Below are 18,029 nucleotides of genomic sequence, written 5' to 3' on the forward strand. Positions count from 1 at the left end.
CCCCCCCCCCCCCCCCCCCCCCCCCCCCCCCCCCCCCCCCCCCCCCCCCCCCGCCCGGGGACCGCCCCTCAGCCCTCCAGCTCGGCGCGGGCCGCGACGAACGCGTCCACCGCGCGGTTCACGTCGTCCGTGGAGTGCGCCGCGGAGAGCTGGACGCGGATGCGGGCCGCGCCCTGGGGGACGACCGGGTAGGAGAACCCGATCACGTACACACCGCGCTCCAGGAGCAGCTCCGCCATCCGGCCTGCCTTCGCCGCGTCCCCGATCATGACGGGGGCGATGGCGTGGTCGCCGGGCAGGATGTCGAAGCCCTCCTCGGTCATCCGGGTACGGAAGAGCGCGGTGTTGGCGTTGAGCCGCTCGCGCAGCTCGCCGGCGGACTCCAGGAGGTCGATGACCTTGAGCGAGGCGGCGGCGATGACCGGGGCGAGCGAGTTGGAGAAGAGGTACGGACGCGAGCGCTGGCGCAGCAGGGCGACGATCTCGGCGCGGGCCGCGACGTAACCGCCGGACGCGCCGCCGAGCGCCTTGCCGAGGGTGCCGGTGATGATGTCGACGCGGTCCATGACGCCGTGCAGCTCCGGCGTACCGCGTCCGCCGGCGCCGACGAAGCCGACGGCGTGCGAGTCGTCGACCATGACCATGGCGTCGTAGCGCTCGGCCAGGTCGCAGATCTCGCGCAGCGGCGCGACGTAGCCGTCCATGGAGAAGACGCCGTCGGTGACGACGAGGCGGCGCCGGGCCCCGGACGCCTCCTTGAGCCGGGTCTCCAGGTCGGCCATGTCGCGGTTGGCGTAGCGGAAGCGCTTGGCCTTGGACAGGCGGATGCCGTCGATGATCGAGGCGTGGTTGAGGGCGTCGGAGATGACCGCGTCCTCGGCACCGAGGATCGTCTCGAAGACGCCGCCGTTGGCGTCGAAGCAGGAGGAGTAGAGGATCGTGTCCTCCTGGCCCAGGAAGGAGGAGAGCCGCTGCTCCAGCTCCTTGTGGACCTCCTGGGTGCCGCAGATGAAGCGGACCGAGGCCATGCCGTAACCCCAGCGGTCCAGTGCCTCGTGCGCGGCGGCGATCACGTCGGGGTGGTCGGCGAGGCCCAGGTAGTTGTTGGCGCAGAAGTTCAGCACCTCGCCGGGGCGGCCCCCGGCGGTGACGGCCACGGTCGCGGACTGCGGGGTGCCGATGACGCGCTCGGGCTTGTGCAGCCCGGCCGCCTCGATCTCTTCGAGGGTGGTGCGCAGGTCGTCGCGTACGGAGTCGAACATGCCGGATTCCTTAAAGAGGTGAGGAGGTCAGACGGTCCAGTCGAGGATGACCTTGCCGCCGCGCCCGCTCGCCGCGTCGTCGAAGGCCGCCTCGAAGTCGCGGTAGCCGTACCGGCCGGTGATCACGGGGGCGAGGTCGAGACCGCCCTCCAGCAGGACGGACATGGCGTACCAGGTCTCGTACATCTCGCGGCCGTAGATGCCCTTGATCGTGATCATCGAGGTGACGATCCGGGCCCAGTCGACGGCGAACTCCTCGGCCGGGAGTCCGAGCATGGCGATCCGGCCGCCGTGCGTCATGTTCGCGATCATGTCGCGCATCGCCTCGGGGCGGCCGGACATCTCCAGGCCGATGTCGAAGCCCTCGCGCAGGCCCAGCTCCTTCTGGCCGTCGGCGATGGTCGAATCGGCGACGTTGAGCGCCAGGCTGACGCCGACCTTGCGGGCCAGTTCGAGGCGGGCCTCGCTGACGTCGGTGATGACGACGTTGCGGGCGCCGGCGTGCTTGGCGACGGCGGCGGCCATGATGCCGATCGGGCCGGCGCCGGTGATCAGGACGTCCTCGCCGACGAGGGGGAAGGACAGCGCGGTGTGCACGGCGTTGCCGAACGGGTCGAAGATCGCGGCGACGTCGAGGTCGACGGGCACCCGGTGCACCCACACGTTGGAGGCGGGCAGTGCGACGTACTCGGCGAAGGCGCCGTCGCGGCCGACGCCGAGGCCCAGCGTCGAGCGGCAGAGGTGGCGGCGGCCGGCCAGGCAGTTGCGGCACTTGCCGCAGACGAGGTGGCCCTCGCCGCTGACCAGGTCGCCGACGGCGATGTCGACCACGTCCGCGCCGATCGCGGCGACCTCGCCGACGAACTCGTGGCCGAGGACGAGCGGGGTGCTGATGGCCTGCTGCGCCCAGCCGTCGTAGTTGCGGATGTGCAGGTCGGTCCCGCAGATGCCGGTGCGAAGGACCTTGATCAGTACGTCGCCGGGGCCGGTCTCGGGCTCGGGGACGTCCATCAGCCAGAGTCCGGGCTCGGCCTTCTGCTTCACGAGTGCCTTCACGGCTGCGGCTCCCTGTACGGCGTTGAGCTCCCCGGGCCGGGGGCATGCCTGAGGAAGCCTGCGGCCCGGGGAAGGATGAGAGGGACGGCGTGGCAGCGCGCGCGCACCGGCTGCCGCGCACCATCCTCCGCCGTCACGGAGAAATCTGCCGTACCCCGCGCCCCAGGTCCATCGAGGTTTTCTTAAGCGGGCCCGCAGCTCCGCTTCACACCGCGCACGGGTTCCGCCGGACGGCTCAGTCGCGCGGCCAGGGCCTGCCGTCGAGGCGTTCGATGTCGCGGTTGAGCCGGGCCAGGTCGTCCGCGAAGCGGGCGGCCTCCTCCGGGGTCCAGGCGGCGAGGACCCGTTGCAGGCCCTCGCGGTTCTCCGCCCGGTCCTTGTCGAGGCGGCGCTCACCCTCCTCCGTGATGGCGAACTTGCGCGCGATCCCGCCGTCCGGGTCGGCGATGCGGTCGACGACACCGGCCCGGAGCATGGCGGCGGTCTGCCGGTTCAGCGTCGAGGTGTCGAGCCCGAAGGCGTCGTGCAGCTGGCCGATCGACATCGGGCCCTGGGCCCGGATGCGGCTGAGGAGGATGTACGCGCTCCGGTCGAGCCGCCCGTCCCCACGCGAGGTGAGCAGACTCATGTGCCGGCCGAGCAGCATCGTCTCGAACTCGATCCGGTCCACAGGCATGTCCACGCACGGCTCCCTACGACTGCGGTACGCCTCCCCCACCGGGACGGCGACCTCTCTGTACACATATACCACGGAATGTGTGCACGATGCACGCATCATGCATGATGCACAACGTTCTGCGCGGGGCCGGTCAGGTTTGAATGGCGTCCGCCACTCGAACCGGTTGTCCTTCCCGTCCCCGGGCCGGACAATCCGCGGTGACGGGAACCGTTCGCTCCCCGGTCGTAGACTCGCCGGATGGCGAAGTATTTCGACGTACACCCCGAAAATCCCCAGCAGCGCACCATCACCAGCGTGGCCGAAAGCATCCGCTCCGGGTCACTCGTCGCGTATCCGACGGACTCCTGCTACGCACTCGGGTGTCAGCTCGGCAGCCGGGACGGCCTGTCCCGCATCCGGTCGATCCGCAACCTCGACGACCGCCACCACTTCACTCTGATGTGCCAGAACTTCGCCCAGCTCGGGCAGTTCGTGCACATCGACAACGACGTGTTCCGTACGGTCAAGGCGTCGACACCCGGCCAGTACACCTTCATCCTGCCGGCCACCAAGGAAGTGCCGCGCCAGCTGCTGCACCCCAAGAAGAAGACCGTCGGCGTCCGCATCCCGGACCACCCGGTCGTGCAGGCGCTCCTGGGCGAGCTGGGCGAACCGCTGCTCTCCAGCACGCTGTTGCTGCCCGACGAGGCCGAACCGCTCACCCAGGGCTGGGAGATCAAGGAACGTCTGGACCACGAGGTGGACATCGTCATCGACTCCGGCGACTGCGGTACGGAGCCGACGACCGTCATCGACTTCTCGGGCGGTGAGCTGGAGATCGTACGCCGGGGAGCAGGCGACACCTCGCGCTTCGAGTAACCGGCCCGGCCCCCGCGGCCTCGCCGAAGACCGCGGGGGGGGTTGTGCGGGCGCGGCGGACCCCTCAGACGAGGAGATCCGTCGCCCCGACCGGAAACCACCCGCGGGGCGACGCATCCCCCACCACCGGGGACCAGCCCGTCGGCGCGTCGCTGTGGGCGGCGGCCGGGACGGACGCGCTCCCGGACCCCGGTGCCCCCGTGGCACCGGGGATCCGGCAACCACAGCTTCGCTCCCGCGGCCGGCCCCGTCTTTGACCTACGGTCACCACTGACTTGACGATGCGTGCCGGTAGTCGCGTGGCGACATGCCGTAGACCGTGCGGAAGCTGCGGGTGAAGGTGGAGTGGTCTCGGAAACCCCAGCGCACGGCGATCTGATGCACGGTCACCCCGCTCAGTGCCGGGTCGCGCAGGTCACGGCCGGCGCGCTTCAGCCGCATCCCCCGGATCCACGCCGTGAGCGTCGTGCCGCGGGCGCTGAACAGCCGGTGAAGGTGCCCCACCGAGAGATGGTGGGCGCCGGCGATCGTACGCGGGGACAGGTCCGGGTCGGTGAGGTGCCGCTGGACGAACTCCTCGATGCTCAGCAGCAGGGCCCCCTGGCGGGAGTCGTCCTCGTGCACCGGGGCCGCGTCCGCGTGGTGGTCCACGAGGGCGGTGAGCAGATCACCGGCGATCTCCGCCAGCCGGACCCGGTCGCCCGGGCGGTACGCACGCGACTCGTCGGCCAGACTGCTCATCAGGTGGACGAACATGCCGGCGAAGCCGCCGTGCCCCGGGAGCGGCCGGGCGAGCAGTGGCTCCACGAGGTCCGCGGAGGGGCCGAGCAGGGCACGCGGGATGTGGGCCCGGATCAGTGTCGCGGGCTCGCCGCCCGGGGCGCCGACGCCGATCTCGAAGGGGCGCGAACTTTCGTAGAAGGCGAGGCTGTTCGCCTCCAGGACCGCCTCCCGCCCGGCCTGGCCGAGCACGGTCCGCCCGGAGGCGGCCAGCACGACGCAGACCAGCTCCGGATCGGCCTGGCGCACCAGCCGGGCAGAACGCACGACCCGCCCCGGTGACATCGTGAGCTGGACCACGTCCACCGCCCCGAGGCCGACGCCCCGCACCGACGCGGTGAAGCCGTCCGCCTCCCCGCTGAGGACGCCCATGGCGTGCTCGCTGGTGAGGAACATGTCGTTCAGCGCGGCCAGCCGCTCACGCGGCGTCAAGTCGTCGCGGTCGAAGAGTGTTCGCAGCATGGCTCCCCCCAGGAGCCCCACGGTAACCAACACGCCGCACCCTCACCGTGCCGAATCGGCCACGCGTTCGGCCGCCCGGCCGCGTCGCTCCTTGATAGCGTCGCCCCAGCGACTGCGGAGCACTCCCCGCCGGGGTCGCCGCTCTCTGCCGGGACGGCGCTGCCACCGCGAGGGCGGATGCGGGTGGCAGGGGATCTTCAGGCAGGGACGAAGAGAGCCGACGCATGAGCCTCGCGCAGTTGCACTACACCTCCGCGGCGGACGGGGACGGAACCGGCGAGGACGGGCCGGTCGCCGCCCGCTTCACCTCGGTCGACGCCTCGATACCCGCGTCCGTGCTGACCGAGGCGGGACCGCTGCTGGCCTACGAGGCGCCGAGCGGCACCCCGGACCGGCTCACGGACACCGCCCTGCGCGCCCTGCCCGAGGTCTACAGCTTCAGCCTGCTCTCCGACGGCAGCGGGCTGCTGGCCCGGACCGTCCCGGTGCGCTCCCCCCGGACCTCCGCCGTCCGCTTCCATGCCCACGCGGTCCACCTGCCCCCCGGTACCCGGCTGCCCGAGGGGACGTCGCCGCTCGCCGCCTGCCGGTCCGCCCGCTGGGCCGCCGCCACCCCGGAGCGGCCGCTGCCCGACCCGCTCGCCGCCCTGCCCGCTCCGGCCGGCCACGAGGCCCGCGAGCGCGAGGCACTCAACGACTTCGCCGTCTCCCGCGGCCCCTGGCTCGCCGGTGTGCTGTCCGACCTGCGCCGCCTGCACGGGCCGGGCGGACCGGAACGGGTCGTCCTGGCCGAACGGCAGAGCGCGGACGTCGCCCGGTGGATCGCGCTGGCCGGGCTCGCCCTGCCGGACGGGCTCGCCGAGCACCTGACCTTCACCACGTACACCCGCCGCCCGCGCGAGGCGGCACAACGGGTGGTCGGGGTGCTTCCCGAGGACGCCGATGAGCTGGCGGACTCCGGACTGCGCGTGCACGTGTGCACGGGCCCGCGCCCGGAGGGGCCCGCCGGCGACACCTGGGCCGAGACGGCGGCCCGTGTCTGGCGCGGCCGTGCGCCGGAGCTGTTCCGGGAGGCGGCCGCGCTGCCCGGGGAGCCGTTCGCGGCGGGGCCGCTGGCGGTGACGGCCCTGTGTGCCGGCATACCGCTCGGCACCGAGGAGCGCGCGGCGGCGGCCGACTGGGCCGCCGAGCGGCCGTACGCCCTGGACGGGACCCGGACCCGCCGGCTGGTCGAGGCGCTGACCTCGCCCGGGACGGACGACCGCTCCGGGCCCGAATTCGACGCCGCCGGGCGGCTGTTCGCCGCGCTCGACGGCCGCTCCCCCGCGACCACCACCGCCCCGCTCGCCGCGATGCTGGTGACGGAGGCGGTGCGCGGCGGCAACGGCTCGCTGGAGCTGCCCGGCCGCACCGCCTTCAGCGGCCCGGAGGGCGCGGCCGTCGCCGGGGTGCTCGGGCCGGAGATCGTGTCCGAGCTGGGCGGCGCGGGCGTCGGCCTGGACGTGGCCCGTACGGTGCAGCTGCTGCGGGTGGCCCGGCTGCTCGGGGTGGACTGCGCCGAGTTGCTGCCCTCCGTGGTGGACCGGCTGGCGCCCGCGCTGCTGACGGGCGGCGAGGAGGGCGCGCCGGGCTGGGCACCGGCCCTGCTCGAACTGATGGACGAACAGTTCGATGTGCGTACGGCACTGCTGGGCGCGCTCGACCGGATCGCCCCGGACCATCCGGCGGAGGTGGCGCGGCTGCTGAGCCGGGTGCCGCTGCCGTTCACCGGAACGCAGGCGCTGCCGCACCTGCGGATGTGCGCCGGAGCGCCGGAGGCCAGGGCCGACTGCGGCGACGACCGGGTCGCGACCCTCCAGCGGATCCTCCGGGCCGGCGGGGTGTCGCCGTTCGCGGAGCCGCTGGTGCTGCGGACGGGGGTGGGCCTGGTGTGGAACGAGGAGGCGCCGACGGCCGCTGAGGCCCGGCAGCTGCTGGAGGCGGCGACCTCGGACGCGCACCGGGCGGCCGGCACCTGGTCGGTCCTGGTGGCCGCCGCGCTCGCGGCCGGCGCCGACGACGGGGCGGCCCCGGAGCTGGCCCACGACCTGCTGCGCGGCTTCCCCCGGGAGACCGGGGGCCGGGTGCGTGCGGCGCTCCAGCTCCTGGAGTTCGCCCGCGAGGTGCGCTCGGGCGCGGCGGAGCCGGACTGGGCCGAGCGGGTGCGGGCGCTGCGTGCGGAGGCGGAGCCCGTGGAGCCGGGCGTGCTCGGGCAGGCGTGCGACGCGGTGGCCGGGCGGCTGCTGGCGCCGGAGCGGCCCGACGAGGAGCTGTACGCCCTCGTGCAGAGCGGGGACGCGGACCTGATCGCCGCTTACACCCGGACCGCGCGCGGTGACGGGGTCCGGGCCCGGCTGGCCGCCGATCCGGCCTACGCGGCCGACTGCTTCACCGTGTGGACGGCCCACCCGCACGCCGGTGAGGTGTGGACCGAAGCCGCCGCCGGGCTCCTCGACGAGGTGCTGCGCCCCGTGGTGCGGGCTCTGCCCACCGACCGGGTCGCGGCGGTCGAGGACGCGGTCGGCCGCTCGGGCAGCAGCGGCCGGGCGGACGCCTTCCGCGACTGGAACCGCCGCGAGCGCCGCACCCTGGGCCGCCTGGGCCGCCGCATCGCGGGACGGGTGCGGCGGGGCTAGGACGTGTTTCGAAAGGAGCGCCGGCCGCCCGTGGGCGGGACTTCCGAAACACGCCCTGGAGGCCGTCGGTCAGGCGTCCGGCGTCAGCCGCAGCGAGATCGAGTTGATGCAGTAGCGCTGGTCCGTCGGGGTCGGGTAGCCCTCGCCCTCGAAGACGTGGCCCAGGTGCGAGCCGCAGCGGGCGCAGCGGACCTCGGTGCGGACCATGCCGTGGCTGCGGTCCTGGATCAGCTCGACCGCGTCGGTGTCCTTCGGGTCGTAGAAGGACGGCCAGCCGCAGTGCGACTCGAACTTGGTGTCGGAGCGGAACAGCTCCGCGCCGCAGGCACGGCAGGAGTAGACGCCCTCGGTCTTGGTGTCCGTGTACTCACCGACGAACGCGGGCTCGGTGCCGGCCTTGCGCAGCACCGCGTACTCGGCGGCGGTGAGCTCCTCCCGCCACTGTTCGTCCGGCTTCTCGACGTCGTACGTCACGGTGGCTCCTTCAGCTCGACAGGTGGTCCAGGATCAGCGGGCCGAGGTCGGTGACGTCGCCCGCTCCCATGGTGAGAACGAGGTCGCCCGGCTTCGCCATTCCCGCGATGACCTCGGGGACCCGGTCCTTGTCGTGGACGGCGGTGACGTCGGCGCCCGCGGCGGTCGCGGCATCGATGATCAGGGCGCTGGTGACGCCGGGGACCGGGTCCTCGCGGGCCGGGTAGATGTCCAGGACCACGGAGGCGTCGGCGAGCGCGAGGGCCTGCCCCATCTCGGTGCCGAGCTCCTGGGTGCGGGAGAACAGGTGGGGCTGGAAGACGACGAGGAGGCGGGCGTCGGACGCGGCGCCGCGCATGGCCTCCAGGTCGGCGGTCATCTCGGTGGGGTGGTGGGCGTAGCTGTCGATGACCTGGACGCCGGCCGCCTCGCCCTTGAGCTGGAGGCGGCGCTTGACCCCGGTGTACTTGCCGAGGGCCGAGGCGAGGTTGTGGGCGGGGATGCCGAGGGCGATACCGGCGGCGAGGGCGGCGACCGCGTTGAGCGCGTAGTGGCGGCCGGGCACGGAGACGGTGAAGGTGAGGAACTTGCCGCCCAGGACCACCGTGACCTCGCTGGTCAGACCGCGCGGGGTGATCTTGTGGACGCGCACGTCGGCGGTCCCGGCCTCGCCGTAGGTGACGACGGTGAGCGCGGGCAGGGCCTCGCGGACCCGGCGGGTCAGCTCGACGGCGCCGGACTGGTCGGCGGACACGACGAGCGTGCCCTCGGGGACGATCTTCCCGGCGAAGGTCTCGAAGGACTCGTAGATCTCGTCCATCGAGGCGTAGTTCGCGTGGTGGTCCAGCTCGACGTTGAGGACGATCGCGACGTCGGGGTCGTACTTCTGGAAGCTGCGGTCGCTCTCGTCGGCCTCGGCGACGAAGATGTCGCCCTCACCGTGCGTGGCGTTGGTGCCCGGGCCCGCCAGGTCGCCGCCGATGGCGTACGAGGGGGCGAGGTCCAGCTCGTTCAGGGCGACGGCCAGCATCGAGGTGGTGGTGGTCTTGCCGTGGGTGCCGGCCACGGCGATGGAGCGCAGCCCGCCCATCAGCGAGGCCAGGGCGTCGGAGCGGTGCACGACGGGGACGGACAGCTCTCCGGCGCGCACCAGCTCCGGATTGTCGGCGCGGATGGCGCTGGAGACGACCACGCAGCTGGCGTCGTCGGCCAGGTGCCCGGCGGCGTGCCCGATGTGGACGGTCGCCCCCAGCGCGCGCAGCGCCTCGGCCGTGGGGGACTCCTTGGCGTCGCTGCCCGCGACCTTCGCGCCGCGCTGGGCCAGGATCTTGGCGATGCCCGACATTCCGGCGCCGCCGATGCCGATGAAGTGGGGTCGTTCCATGGCGGCGGGGATGCCGGGTGCCATACGTGTCTCTCCCAGGTGCGTACGGGTAAGGGCTCCCAGCCTATTCGCTGTGCGCGAAGAGCTTGAGCACCGGGACGCCGACCTTGTGCCGGGCGCGGGACGCCCAGTCGCGGTGGAAGAACTCCTCGACGTAGTGGGGCGCGGTCAGCACGATGACCTCGTCGGCCCGGGACTCCTCGACCACCGAGGTGAGCTTGTCCAGGGGGTGGCTCTCGATCACCTGTCCGACGGCTTCGGAACCCGCCTGGCGCAGCGCCTCCAGCGAGACCTGCAGGGCGAGCTCGGCCGACTCCCTGGCGCTCCGGCCCTCGGGCTCCTCGCTCTCGCGGGCCGCTTCCTTCAGTTCGCCCATCGCCAGGTCGTCGATGGCCCGCAGCAGCACGTCCGCCTGGTCGCCGCGCGGCTGCATGAGGACGACGAAGGAGATGCGCTCCTCCCCGTGCAGGGTGGTGACGAATTCGACGTCCCCGGAGGTGAGGGCCTTCTCGATCATCAAAACGCTGGTGAACACCACAGAGCCCTTCTCTTCAGCGACCGTCGCCGGCCGCTGCCGAAACCATCCTTCCCCGCGCTCGCACGGGGTCTGCGAGATCCATTCTGCCCACGGAACGCTAAGCGGAACGTGATATTCCGCTAATTGCCACCGCGGGGCGCGGTACGGGAGAGCCCTGGGGCGCACGGGGCTGCCGCGGCTCAGTTCCGGCGGTAGCGGGTGAAGAGGAAGCCGTCCTCCTCCAGCAGCGAGGCCAGGGCGAATCGTTTCGGCACGGCGACGGCGGGCCCGCCCGCGATCCGCTGGGCGTCACCGGCTGTGAGCAGCGGCGCGACGGTCAGGCACAGCTCGTCCAGCACCCCCTCCGCCACGAACTGGCCGAGCAGCCGGGGGCCGCCCTCCGTCAGCAGCCGCCGGTGGCCCCGGTCCGCCAGCTCCCGCACGGCGCGCGCGGGGTCGACGCGCGAGCCCTCCCCCGCGATCACCACCTCGGCACCCGCCTTCCGGGCCGTCGCGATCCGGTCCGGAGGCGCGCCCGCACCGGTCAGCACGAGCGTCGGGACCAGCGGCGAGACGAAGAGCGGGAGCGAGAAGTCCAGGTCCAGGCTGCCGCTGACCACGGCGATGGCCGGGACCGGCGTCTGGCCGGCCTCCGCCCGGCGCGCCGCGAAGGCGTCCCGGGCCCTGGCCGGCCGGTAACCCTCCTGGCGTACGGTCTCGGCGCCCGCGATCACCACGTCGGCCAGGCCGCGCAGGGTGCCGAAGATCCGCATGTCGCTCTCGCAGGAGATCGGCTGCGAGCGGCCCTCGTGCTGGGCGGCCCCGTCCAGGGTCGACACCATGTTGGCGCGCAGCCAGGGGCCGTCCCCGGCCGGGTAGGCATAGGCGTCGGCGAGGCGGTCCAGGCTCCAGTCGCCGGAGGTGTCGGCCGCTGTCAGGTCGGTCACAGGGAACAGGCGTCGCATGTCCGGCAGTCTGACACGGGTCGTAAGCTTGACGGTTGTGTCGTCCTCCCACGCCGTGCCGGGGTCCGTCCCCATAGCCGAAACGGCCCCGCTGTCCCTGTGCGCCCGCGAGCCGCACGTCCCCGCCGACCGCCTGGTCGCCGAGATGGTGCCGCCGCCGCGCTTCGACTCGGTGCGCTTCGATACGTACGTACCCGACCCGCAGCAGCCGAGCCAGACCGAGGCCGTCCGGGTGCTCAGCGACTTCGCCGCCGGGCTCGGCGGGTCGCACGCCTCGGGAGCCGGGAAGCGCAAGTGGTTCGGCCGGAAGGCGGCTGCGCAGCCCTCGGGCCCGCGCGGGGTGTATCTCGACGGCGGGTACGGGGTCGGCAAGACCCATCTGCTCGCCTCGCTCTGGCACGCCACCCCGGCCGCGCCCTCGCTGAAAGCTTTCGGCACCTTCGTGGAGCTGACGAACCTGGTGGGCGCGCTCGGCTTCCAGCAGACCGTGCGGACGCTGAGCGGACACCGGCTGCTCTGCATCGACGAATTCGAGCTGGACGACCCGGGCGACACCGTGCTGGTGTCCTCGCTGCTCAGCCGGCTGGTCGAGGAGGGCGTGGCGCTGGCCGCGACCTCCAACACGCTGCCCGGGAAGCTCGGCGAGGGCCGGTTCGCCGCCGCCGACTTCCTGCGCGAGATCCAGGGCCTGTCCGCGCACTTCCGCCCGCTGCGCATCGACGGTGAGGACTACCGCCACCGCGGCCTCCCCGAGGCCCCGCCGCCGTTCTCGGACGAGCAGGTCACCAGGGCCGCGTACGCCACGCCGGGCGCCAGCCTGGACGACTTCCCGGCGCTCCTCGACCACCTGGCCCGCGTCCATCCCAGCCGGTACGGGGCGCTGACGGACGGGGTGCGGGCGGTGTGCCTCACCGAGGTGCGGCCGGTTCCCGACCAGTCGACCGCGCTCCGGCTCGTGGTCCTCGCGGACCGGCTGTACGACCGCGAGATACCGGTCCTCGCGGCCGGTCTGCCCTTCGATCAGCTGTTCAGTGAGGAGATGCTGAACGGCGGGTACCGGAAGAAGTACTTCCGGGCGATCTCCCGGCTCACGGCGCTGGCGCGTGACGCGAAGGGGCTGGTGGCGCAGTAGGTTCGGGGGCGTAAGGACGTACCACCGGCGGGACACGACGCAGTGCCCCGCCGTCCCCGTACAACCGCGCATTCCGTTCGAAGGGAACCAGCATGGCTACCACGCGTCAGGCTCACACGGTCTGGGAAGGCAATCTGGCCGAGGGCTCGGGCGTCGTCACGTTCGACTCCTCCGGGATCGGTGACTACCCGGTCTCCTGGCCGTCCCGCGCGGAGGAGGCGAACGGGAAGACCAGCCCGGAGGAGCTGATCGCCGCGGCCCACTCCAGCTGCTTCTCCATGGCGCTCTCACACGGCCTGAGCGGCGCCGGCACCCCGCCGGCCCGGCTCGACACCAAGGCCGACGTCACCTTCAAGCCGGGCACCGGCATCACCGGTATCCACCTCACCGTCGTCGGCGAGGTGCCGGGTCTGGACGAGGCCGGCTTCGTCAAGGCGGCCGAGGACGCGAAGGCCAACTGCCCGGTCAGCCAGGCGCTTTCGGGCACCACGATCACGCTGAGCGCGTCGCTCGCCTGACCTTCTCCCTCCTGTGTCCCCGGGCCGTCGGTCCGGGGACACAGCTGTCTCCGCGCCGGGTGTGTTCACCTTCCGGCCCACTCGAAGCCGCTTCCCGGAGCGTCGGCCCCGGTCCGTAAAGGCGGCGTGACAACGTTCAGCGGTGGCCTCGGATGGGCAGGGCTGCTCTTGACGAAGCCATGCCACCTGTCCCCCCAGCAGGGAGTTGCTCATGCCAGTCGCACCCCGCCCCACCCCCACCCGGCGGAACGTTCTTGCAGCGGGCGGCGCCGCCGCCGTCTCGATCGCCTTCACCGGGGCGTTCACCGAACTCTTCGCGGGCACGTCCGCCGCACGCGGTCACGAGGGCTACGGTCCGCTCGTGCCGGATCCGGACGGCCTCCTCGACCTGCCCAAGGGCTTCCACTACCGGGTGCTGTCCCGGGAGGGCGACCGGCTCCGCTCCGGCGAGGGTCAGGTTCCCAGCCACTGTGACGGCATGGCCGCGTTCGCCGGCCGGGGCGGGCACGTACGGCTGGTCCGCAACCACGAGAACCGGGTGAACGCCGCCATTCCGGTGCCGGTGGTCGAAGGGCTGACGTACGACCCGATGGGCAAGGGCGGCTGTACGGCCCTGGAGCTCGACGGCCACAACCGCGTGCTGTCCGAGCGCGTCGCCATCGCCGGTACGGCGGTGAACTGCGCGGGCGGGCGCACCCCCTGGAACACCTGGCTGACCTGCGAGGAGACCGAGGACAAGGCCGGCACCAACGGCTACACCAAGGACCACGGCTACATCTTCGAGGTGGACGGCGCCGATCCGCGCCGCACCGGCGCAGTGCCGCTGACCGCGATGGGCCGCTTCCAGCACGAGGCGGTCGCCGTCGACCCGCGCGACGGGACGGTGTACGAGACGGAGGACGCGTTCGAGAAGCCGTTCGGGCTGTTCTACCGCTTCCTGCCGGACAAGCCGCTGGGCGGTACGGGGTCGCTGCGGGCGGGCGGCCGGCTGGAGGCCATGCGGGTGCCGGGGGTGCCCGACCTCTCGGCCGTCCGGGAGACCGGGACGGTGTTCGAGGGCGTCGAGTGGGTTCGCGTACCGGACCCGCAGGCCGCCGAGACCCCCATCCGCTTCCAGGACTTCGGCCGGAAGGGCATCACGCACGGCCAGAAACTGGAGGGCTGCTACTGGGGCGGTTCGTGCGTCTACTTCGTCTCCAGCTTCGCGCACAGCGCGGAGGGCTCGGCGGCGGACCACTACGGGCAGGTCTGGCGCTACGACCCGCACCGGCGCCGGCTGGCCCTGGTCGTCGTCTTCGGCCCGGACACCGACCTCCAGCTTCCAGGCGAGTCCCCCGACAACATCACCCTGGCCCCCGACGGCGGCCTGATGGTCTGTGAGGACGGCGGCGGCGCCCAGCACGTGTTCGGCCTGACCCGGCGCGGCGAGGTGTACGCGATGGCGCGCGGCCGGCAGAACATCGGGACGCCCGAGGATCCGGAGTGGGGCGAGTTCGCCGGCGTCACGTTCGCACCGGATCACGGAACGATGTACGTGAACGTCTACACACCGGGCACCACGTTCGCGGTCACGGGTCCGTGGCGCTGACGGGCTGAGGGGAACCGCGGCGCACCCCGCCGCGTCTTTGCATACGGCAACATGGGGTTTGATCCATCCGGGTGTGCCGGTGCAGGATGACGGGGTGTGCTTCGGTGCGCCCGCGCTTCGGCGCGCCGGCGCCCGGACGCTCAGTGGAAGCGATTCTTTACGGGGGGGGCACCGTGACCAAGTGGGACATCGACCCGAACGGCGTTCGTCGGGTGCTGAAGAAGACCGCTGAGGTGGGCGGGGAGTTCGAGAAGGAGTTCACGTCCTACAACGACCACCTGGTGGGGTCGGCGACGTCGGCGGGCACGATGGTGCTGGGCGGCACCGAGATCCCGGCCGGCGGCGCGTTCGGGCCGGTGGCCCAGGCGTTGCAGGAGTTCCAGGAGCACACGCTCAACGACCTCAAGTTCCTGCCGGTCCGGGCGGCGAAGTCCATGACGGGGGCACGCCTCGCCACTGAGGCGTACCTCGCGGGCGACCTGGACATGGCGAAGAACAAGCAGGAGCAGTACTCCAAGGCGCCGACCCCGGAGGAGCTGAAGGGGAAGGGTCCCAAGAAGTGATCGACCTGGCGAAGATCCCCTTCTACACCGGCAACCTGGAGGCCCTGGAGAAGCACGCGGCCACGCTGAAGACGACCGCCTCCGACATCCGGACCACGGGCAAGGACGTCCACACGGCCTTCCAGGCGCTGGACCCGGTCTATGACGCCCCGGAGCAGGAGGAGTTGCTCGACTCCACGATTCCGGTACGGGACAAGGCGGACGGGTTCGCGGACAAGCTGGAGTCGGTGAGCGGGGCGCTCTCCGGATTCGCGACGACGGCCCGGCCGCTGGTGGCCAGGATGAACCGGCTCCGGGAGGACGCGGCGAGGTTCGTCGCGGAGAACCGGGACGACGACGACTGGCAGCAGGACCAGGACAAGATCGACGAGAACGCCCGCCTGGTCCACGAGGTCGGCACGACGTGGGTGGCCTTCCAGGGCGCCGAGCGCGACGCGGCCAACAAGATCACGGCGCTGGTGGGCGGGACGCACTTCGTCGTGGACGACGGTTCGCACAAGGCCGGTATGTACGGCTTCAAGGCGGACGACGTCAAGGACGCTGGTGAGACGCCGTGGGGCACGGTGGACGAGCGCGAGTACACCGGGTGGCGGGCCGCGTGGGAGTGGACGAAGGACAACGTCGGCGGTGCGCTGAAGGGGTTCTTCGTCGACGGGGTCTGGGGCACGATCAAGGGCCTCGGCAGCATGGTCAACGTCTTCGACTGGGACAACTTCAAGAAGACCTGGTCGGGCATCGGTGACGTGTTCGGCGGCATCAGCGCGTACATCATGACGCCTTACGACTGGGCGATGGACAAGATGTTCGGCCCGGTGGACCACAGCGACACCGACCGCCAGAAGGCGGCCCTGCGCAACTTCGGCAAGTCGCTGGTCGCCTGGGACGAGTGGGGCCACGACCCGTCACGCGCCTTCGGCTCGGTGCTGTTCAACGTGGTGACCATCGGGTCCGGTTCTCTGTTGAAGCTGGGCAAGGCCGGCAAGCTGGGCGTGGTCGCGGACGCGGCGTCGGTGGCGGGCAAGGCGGGCGCGCTGGTCGACCCGATGAGCTACCTCGGCAAGGCGGCGGGCGTCACGAAGATCAAGGTCGGCGACCTGATGGAGAGCCTGAGGACGGGCTCCGCGGGCGTGGACGACATGGCCCGTACGGCCCCGTCCGGCACGGCCCCGCACCCGACGACCGAGACCCCCGGCTTCCACTACACCGACCACAACGGCAACCCCCGCGTCGTCGGCGACGACGCGGTCATCCGCGACGAGCACGGCAACCCCGTACCGGACACCGATGCGGTCCCGGAGCCCCACAAGAACGAACTCCCGGACACTCACGAGCGCGTCCCGGACCGGGAGAAGGTCCTGGAGGGCGCGGGGGGCCCGAGCCGCGTCGAGAACTCGGCGAAGCCGCCGCATTCCTCGCCGGAGGGGACGACGCACCACACGTCTCCGTCGCCGGGCGGGCATGTGACGGAGCATCCGACGGGGTCGGGCGGTGAGTCCGGGACGGGGTCGCACACCGACACCGGCGGTGGCAACAGCGGCGGTTCCGACACCGGCACGCCGAGTGGTGGCGGTGGCCACGGCGAGGGCGACAACGGATCCGGTGGCGGCGGGGACGGGCCTTCCGAGGGCGCGCACGGGGGCGGCGAACGCCCGAACGAACCGCTGCCCGCGTTCACACCGGAGGAACGGGCAGCCCACTGGGGCCACCTGGACGAGGTGGAACAGCGAGCCCCGGAGGAGTTCGACCATTTGAAGCACGATCCCGATCACAAGGGCCAGGTCGACGACAAGTCGATGGATGAAGCCCGCGTCGGTCTCGATCTCCGGGAGAGCGGGCGCCTGCCGGAGGATATCCGGCGACCGGATGATGCCGACATGGGTGACTTCTACTCCGAGACCACCGGCGAGTACTATGACGTCAAGGGCGTCCACTCCGACTATCCGCCTTTCAACAACGTGCGTGACAAGTCGAAACCGTTCAACGGCGCGTACGACCCGTCCAATGGCGGTCCTTGGGTCCAGAAGCAGCTGGGGCGGATGATCGAAGTCCGCGGCCGCATCGTCATCATTGACGTCCGGAACGCAAATCAAGCAGCTATAGACAGCGTCAAGGCAGCCGTCGAGAGCAATGGTTGGGGAGACCGTGTCATCTGGTATCCGTAAGAACTGGAATCCGGCCGCATTCCCCGTCGACCCTGCGGCCGTGAAGCAGCTCCGCGAGTGGCTCGCCTCCGAGGAATTCAACCTCAACGGGATGGAGCGGGACTTCCGGGGCGCGGACCTCTCGGGTGGGGATTTCTCGAATTGCTGGTTCACCGACGCCGTACTCGTCGGTGTACGGCTCGTCGGAGCCTCCTTCTACCGTGCCGATCTCCAGTCGGCAGACCTGACGGGCGCGGACCTGACGGCAGCGGACCTGGTGAAGGCGAACCTGGATGAGGCCGTTCTCCGCTCGGCAGTGCTCGACGGGGCGGACATGGTCGGAGCCTCGTTGTCCGACGTGGACGCAAGGGGAGCCAGTTTCCGCGGAACACGTTTCATCGGCGCGGAGTTGATCGACACCGATATGAGGGGAAGCGACCTGTCCGATGCCATCGTCAAGGAGAACTACTTCGAGATCAAGGTCGACGAAACCACGGTTCTTCGCGGCTTGACGGGCACGGTATTCGGACCGATCACCGTCATCAGCGATGATTCCTCGCGCCAAGTGGGCGGTGCGGAACTTGAGGCGTGGATCAGCGCGCGCGGCGGGCAGGTTCAGGTGATCCCGCCGCGACGACCGACAGTGGGTAGGCCTTGAGAGGGCCCATTCAAGCGGACCCAGACTTCAGAAGCTTTTTCAGAACTCAACTCGATCTTGAGCGCGGATATGACATCCTGGGCGACTTGAAGCCCACATTGTGGAGCTTCAGTGATTCCTATGTTGACTTGATCCGCTCTGGGTTCGAGCAGATAATGGCAGATGAGAATTTCGGGCCTGCCGAGTACGAGGGGCTGACCGACATCGAATTCCCCGACCGGGCGACACTGCACGCCTACCTTCGGGACATGTACGACTACTTGTTCGGCGATGCGCCGGAACAGCCGATGCCCCCGGATTAGTTCGAAGAAGAGAAT

The 18,029-nt window shown here is 71.4% G+C and carries 17 protein-coding genes; 9 read left to right on the top strand and 8 right to left on the bottom strand.

Going from position 1 to position 18,029, the window contains the following annotated elements; all coding sequences use genetic code 11:
• Positions 1 to 68: 68 nt before the first annotated feature.
• The 3 genes from ACN6LM_RS26165 to ACN6LM_RS26175 all read right to left on the bottom strand — a co-directional run bounded on the left by ACN6LM_RS26165 (position 69) and on the right by ACN6LM_RS26175 (position 3,000).
• Positions 69 to 1,262 (bottom strand): glycine C-acetyltransferase, encoded by a 1,194-nt coding sequence (locus tag ACN6LM_RS26165; protein WP_445067839.1) that lies wholly within the window; start codon positions 1,260 to 1,262, stop codon positions 69 to 71.
• 27 nt (positions 1,263 to 1,289) lie between these two features.
• Positions 1,290 to 2,318, bottom strand: coding sequence for an L-threonine 3-dehydrogenase (gene tdh / locus ACN6LM_RS26170; RefSeq protein ID WP_445067840.1), 1,029 nt, complete (start codon positions 2,316 to 2,318; stop codon positions 1,290 to 1,292).
• 235 nt (positions 2,319 to 2,553) lie between these two features.
• Positions 2,554 to 3,000 (bottom strand): MarR family winged helix-turn-helix transcriptional regulator, encoded by a 447-nt coding sequence (locus ACN6LM_RS26175; RefSeq protein ID WP_445067841.1) that lies wholly within the window; start codon positions 2,998 to 3,000, stop codon positions 2,554 to 2,556.
• Positions 3,001 to 3,234: 234 nt separating this feature from the next.
• Between ACN6LM_RS26175 and ACN6LM_RS26180 the strand changes: the two genes are divergently transcribed.
• The gene (locus ACN6LM_RS26180; RefSeq protein WP_445067842.1) at positions 3,235 to 3,855 is read left to right on the top strand and encodes an L-threonylcarbamoyladenylate synthase; all 621 of its coding nucleotides are present in this window, start codon (positions 3,235 to 3,237) and stop codon (positions 3,853 to 3,855) included.
• Positions 3,856 to 4,119: 264 nt separating this feature from the next.
• Here ACN6LM_RS26180 and ACN6LM_RS26185 read toward each other — a convergent pair whose 3' ends face one another.
• Entirely contained in the window at positions 4,120 to 5,097 is a 978-nt protein-coding gene (locus ACN6LM_RS26185) for a helix-turn-helix domain-containing protein (protein WP_445067843.1), read from the bottom strand.
• A 224-nt stretch (positions 5,098 to 5,321) separates the two neighbouring features.
• On the opposite strand from ACN6LM_RS26185, the gene ACN6LM_RS26190 reads away from it, so the two are divergent.
• Positions 5,322 to 7,772, top strand: a complete 2,451-nt coding sequence (locus ACN6LM_RS26190; RefSeq protein ID WP_445067844.1) for a GTPase-associated protein 1-related protein — start codon at positions 5,322 to 5,324, stop codon at positions 7,770 to 7,772.
• Positions 7,773 to 7,841: 69 nt separating this feature from the next.
• Here ACN6LM_RS26190 and msrB read toward each other — a convergent pair whose 3' ends face one another.
• The 4 genes from msrB to ACN6LM_RS26210 all read right to left on the bottom strand — a co-directional run bounded on the left by msrB (position 7,842) and on the right by ACN6LM_RS26210 (position 11,112).
• Positions 7,842 to 8,246: a peptide-methionine (R)-S-oxide reductase MsrB gene (gene msrB / locus ACN6LM_RS26195; RefSeq protein WP_018100678.1), complete on the bottom strand. Its 405-nt coding sequence runs from the start codon at positions 8,244 to 8,246 to the stop codon at positions 7,842 to 7,844.
• A gap of 10 nt (positions 8,247 to 8,256) precedes the next feature.
• Positions 8,257 to 9,654 carry a UDP-N-acetylmuramate--L-alanine ligase gene (gene murC / locus ACN6LM_RS26200; protein ID WP_445067845.1) on the bottom strand — a complete coding sequence of 466 codons (1,398 nt, stop codon included), beginning with the start codon at positions 9,652 to 9,654 and terminating at the stop codon, positions 8,257 to 8,259.
• Between the two features lie 40 nt (positions 9,655 to 9,694).
• Positions 9,695 to 10,147: an indole-3-glycerol phosphate synthase gene (locus tag ACN6LM_RS26205; protein ID WP_164401163.1), complete on the bottom strand. Its 453-nt coding sequence runs from the start codon at positions 10,145 to 10,147 to the stop codon at positions 9,695 to 9,697.
• Positions 10,148 to 10,347: 200 nt separating this feature from the next.
• The gene (locus ACN6LM_RS26210) at positions 10,348 to 11,112 is read right to left on the bottom strand and encodes a pyrimidine reductase family protein (protein ID WP_445067846.1); all 765 of its coding nucleotides are present in this window, start codon (positions 11,110 to 11,112) and stop codon (positions 10,348 to 10,350) included.
• A 37-nt stretch (positions 11,113 to 11,149) separates the two neighbouring features.
• On the opposite strand from ACN6LM_RS26210, the gene zapE reads away from it, so the two are divergent.
• From zapE to ACN6LM_RS26245, 7 genes are all read left to right on the top strand, one after another.
• Positions 11,150 to 12,244 carry a cell division protein ZapE gene (gene zapE / locus ACN6LM_RS26215; RefSeq protein WP_445067847.1) on the top strand — a complete coding sequence of 365 codons (1,095 nt, stop codon included), beginning with the start codon at positions 11,150 to 11,152 and terminating at the stop codon, positions 12,242 to 12,244.
• A gap of 92 nt (positions 12,245 to 12,336) precedes the next feature.
• A complete protein-coding gene (locus ACN6LM_RS26220) occupies positions 12,337 to 12,762 on the top strand; it encodes an OsmC family protein (protein WP_445067848.1) in 426 nt (141 codons plus the stop codon).
• A gap of 211 nt (positions 12,763 to 12,973) precedes the next feature.
• Positions 12,974 to 14,350: an alkaline phosphatase PhoX gene (locus tag ACN6LM_RS26225; RefSeq protein WP_445067849.1), complete on the top strand. Its 1,377-nt coding sequence runs from the start codon at positions 12,974 to 12,976 to the stop codon at positions 14,348 to 14,350.
• Between the two features lie 173 nt (positions 14,351 to 14,523).
• On the top strand, positions 14,524 to 14,913 hold the full coding sequence (locus ACN6LM_RS26230; protein WP_445067850.1) for a DUF6507 family protein: 390 nt from the start codon (positions 14,524 to 14,526) through the stop codon (positions 14,911 to 14,913).
• The gene (locus tag ACN6LM_RS26235) at positions 14,910 to 17,075 is read left to right on the top strand and encodes a hypothetical protein (protein ID WP_445067851.1); all 2,166 of its coding nucleotides are present in this window, start codon (positions 14,910 to 14,912) and stop codon (positions 17,073 to 17,075) included. The genes ACN6LM_RS26230 and ACN6LM_RS26235 overlap by 4 nt, the downstream gene beginning before the upstream one ends.
• Positions 17,076 to 17,115: 40 nt before the next feature.
• The gene (locus ACN6LM_RS26240; RefSeq protein WP_445067852.1) at positions 17,116 to 17,712 is read left to right on the top strand and encodes a pentapeptide repeat-containing protein; all 597 of its coding nucleotides are present in this window, start codon (positions 17,116 to 17,118) and stop codon (positions 17,710 to 17,712) included.
• 86 nt (positions 17,713 to 17,798) lie between these two features.
• Complete coding sequence (locus ACN6LM_RS26245; protein WP_445067853.1) at positions 17,799 to 18,014, top strand: hypothetical protein; 216 nt, start codon at positions 17,799 to 17,801, stop codon at positions 18,012 to 18,014.
• The last annotated feature ends 15 nt before the right edge of the window (positions 18,015 to 18,029 follow it).

This window comes from Streptomyces sp. SAS_281 (assembly GCF_052542855.1).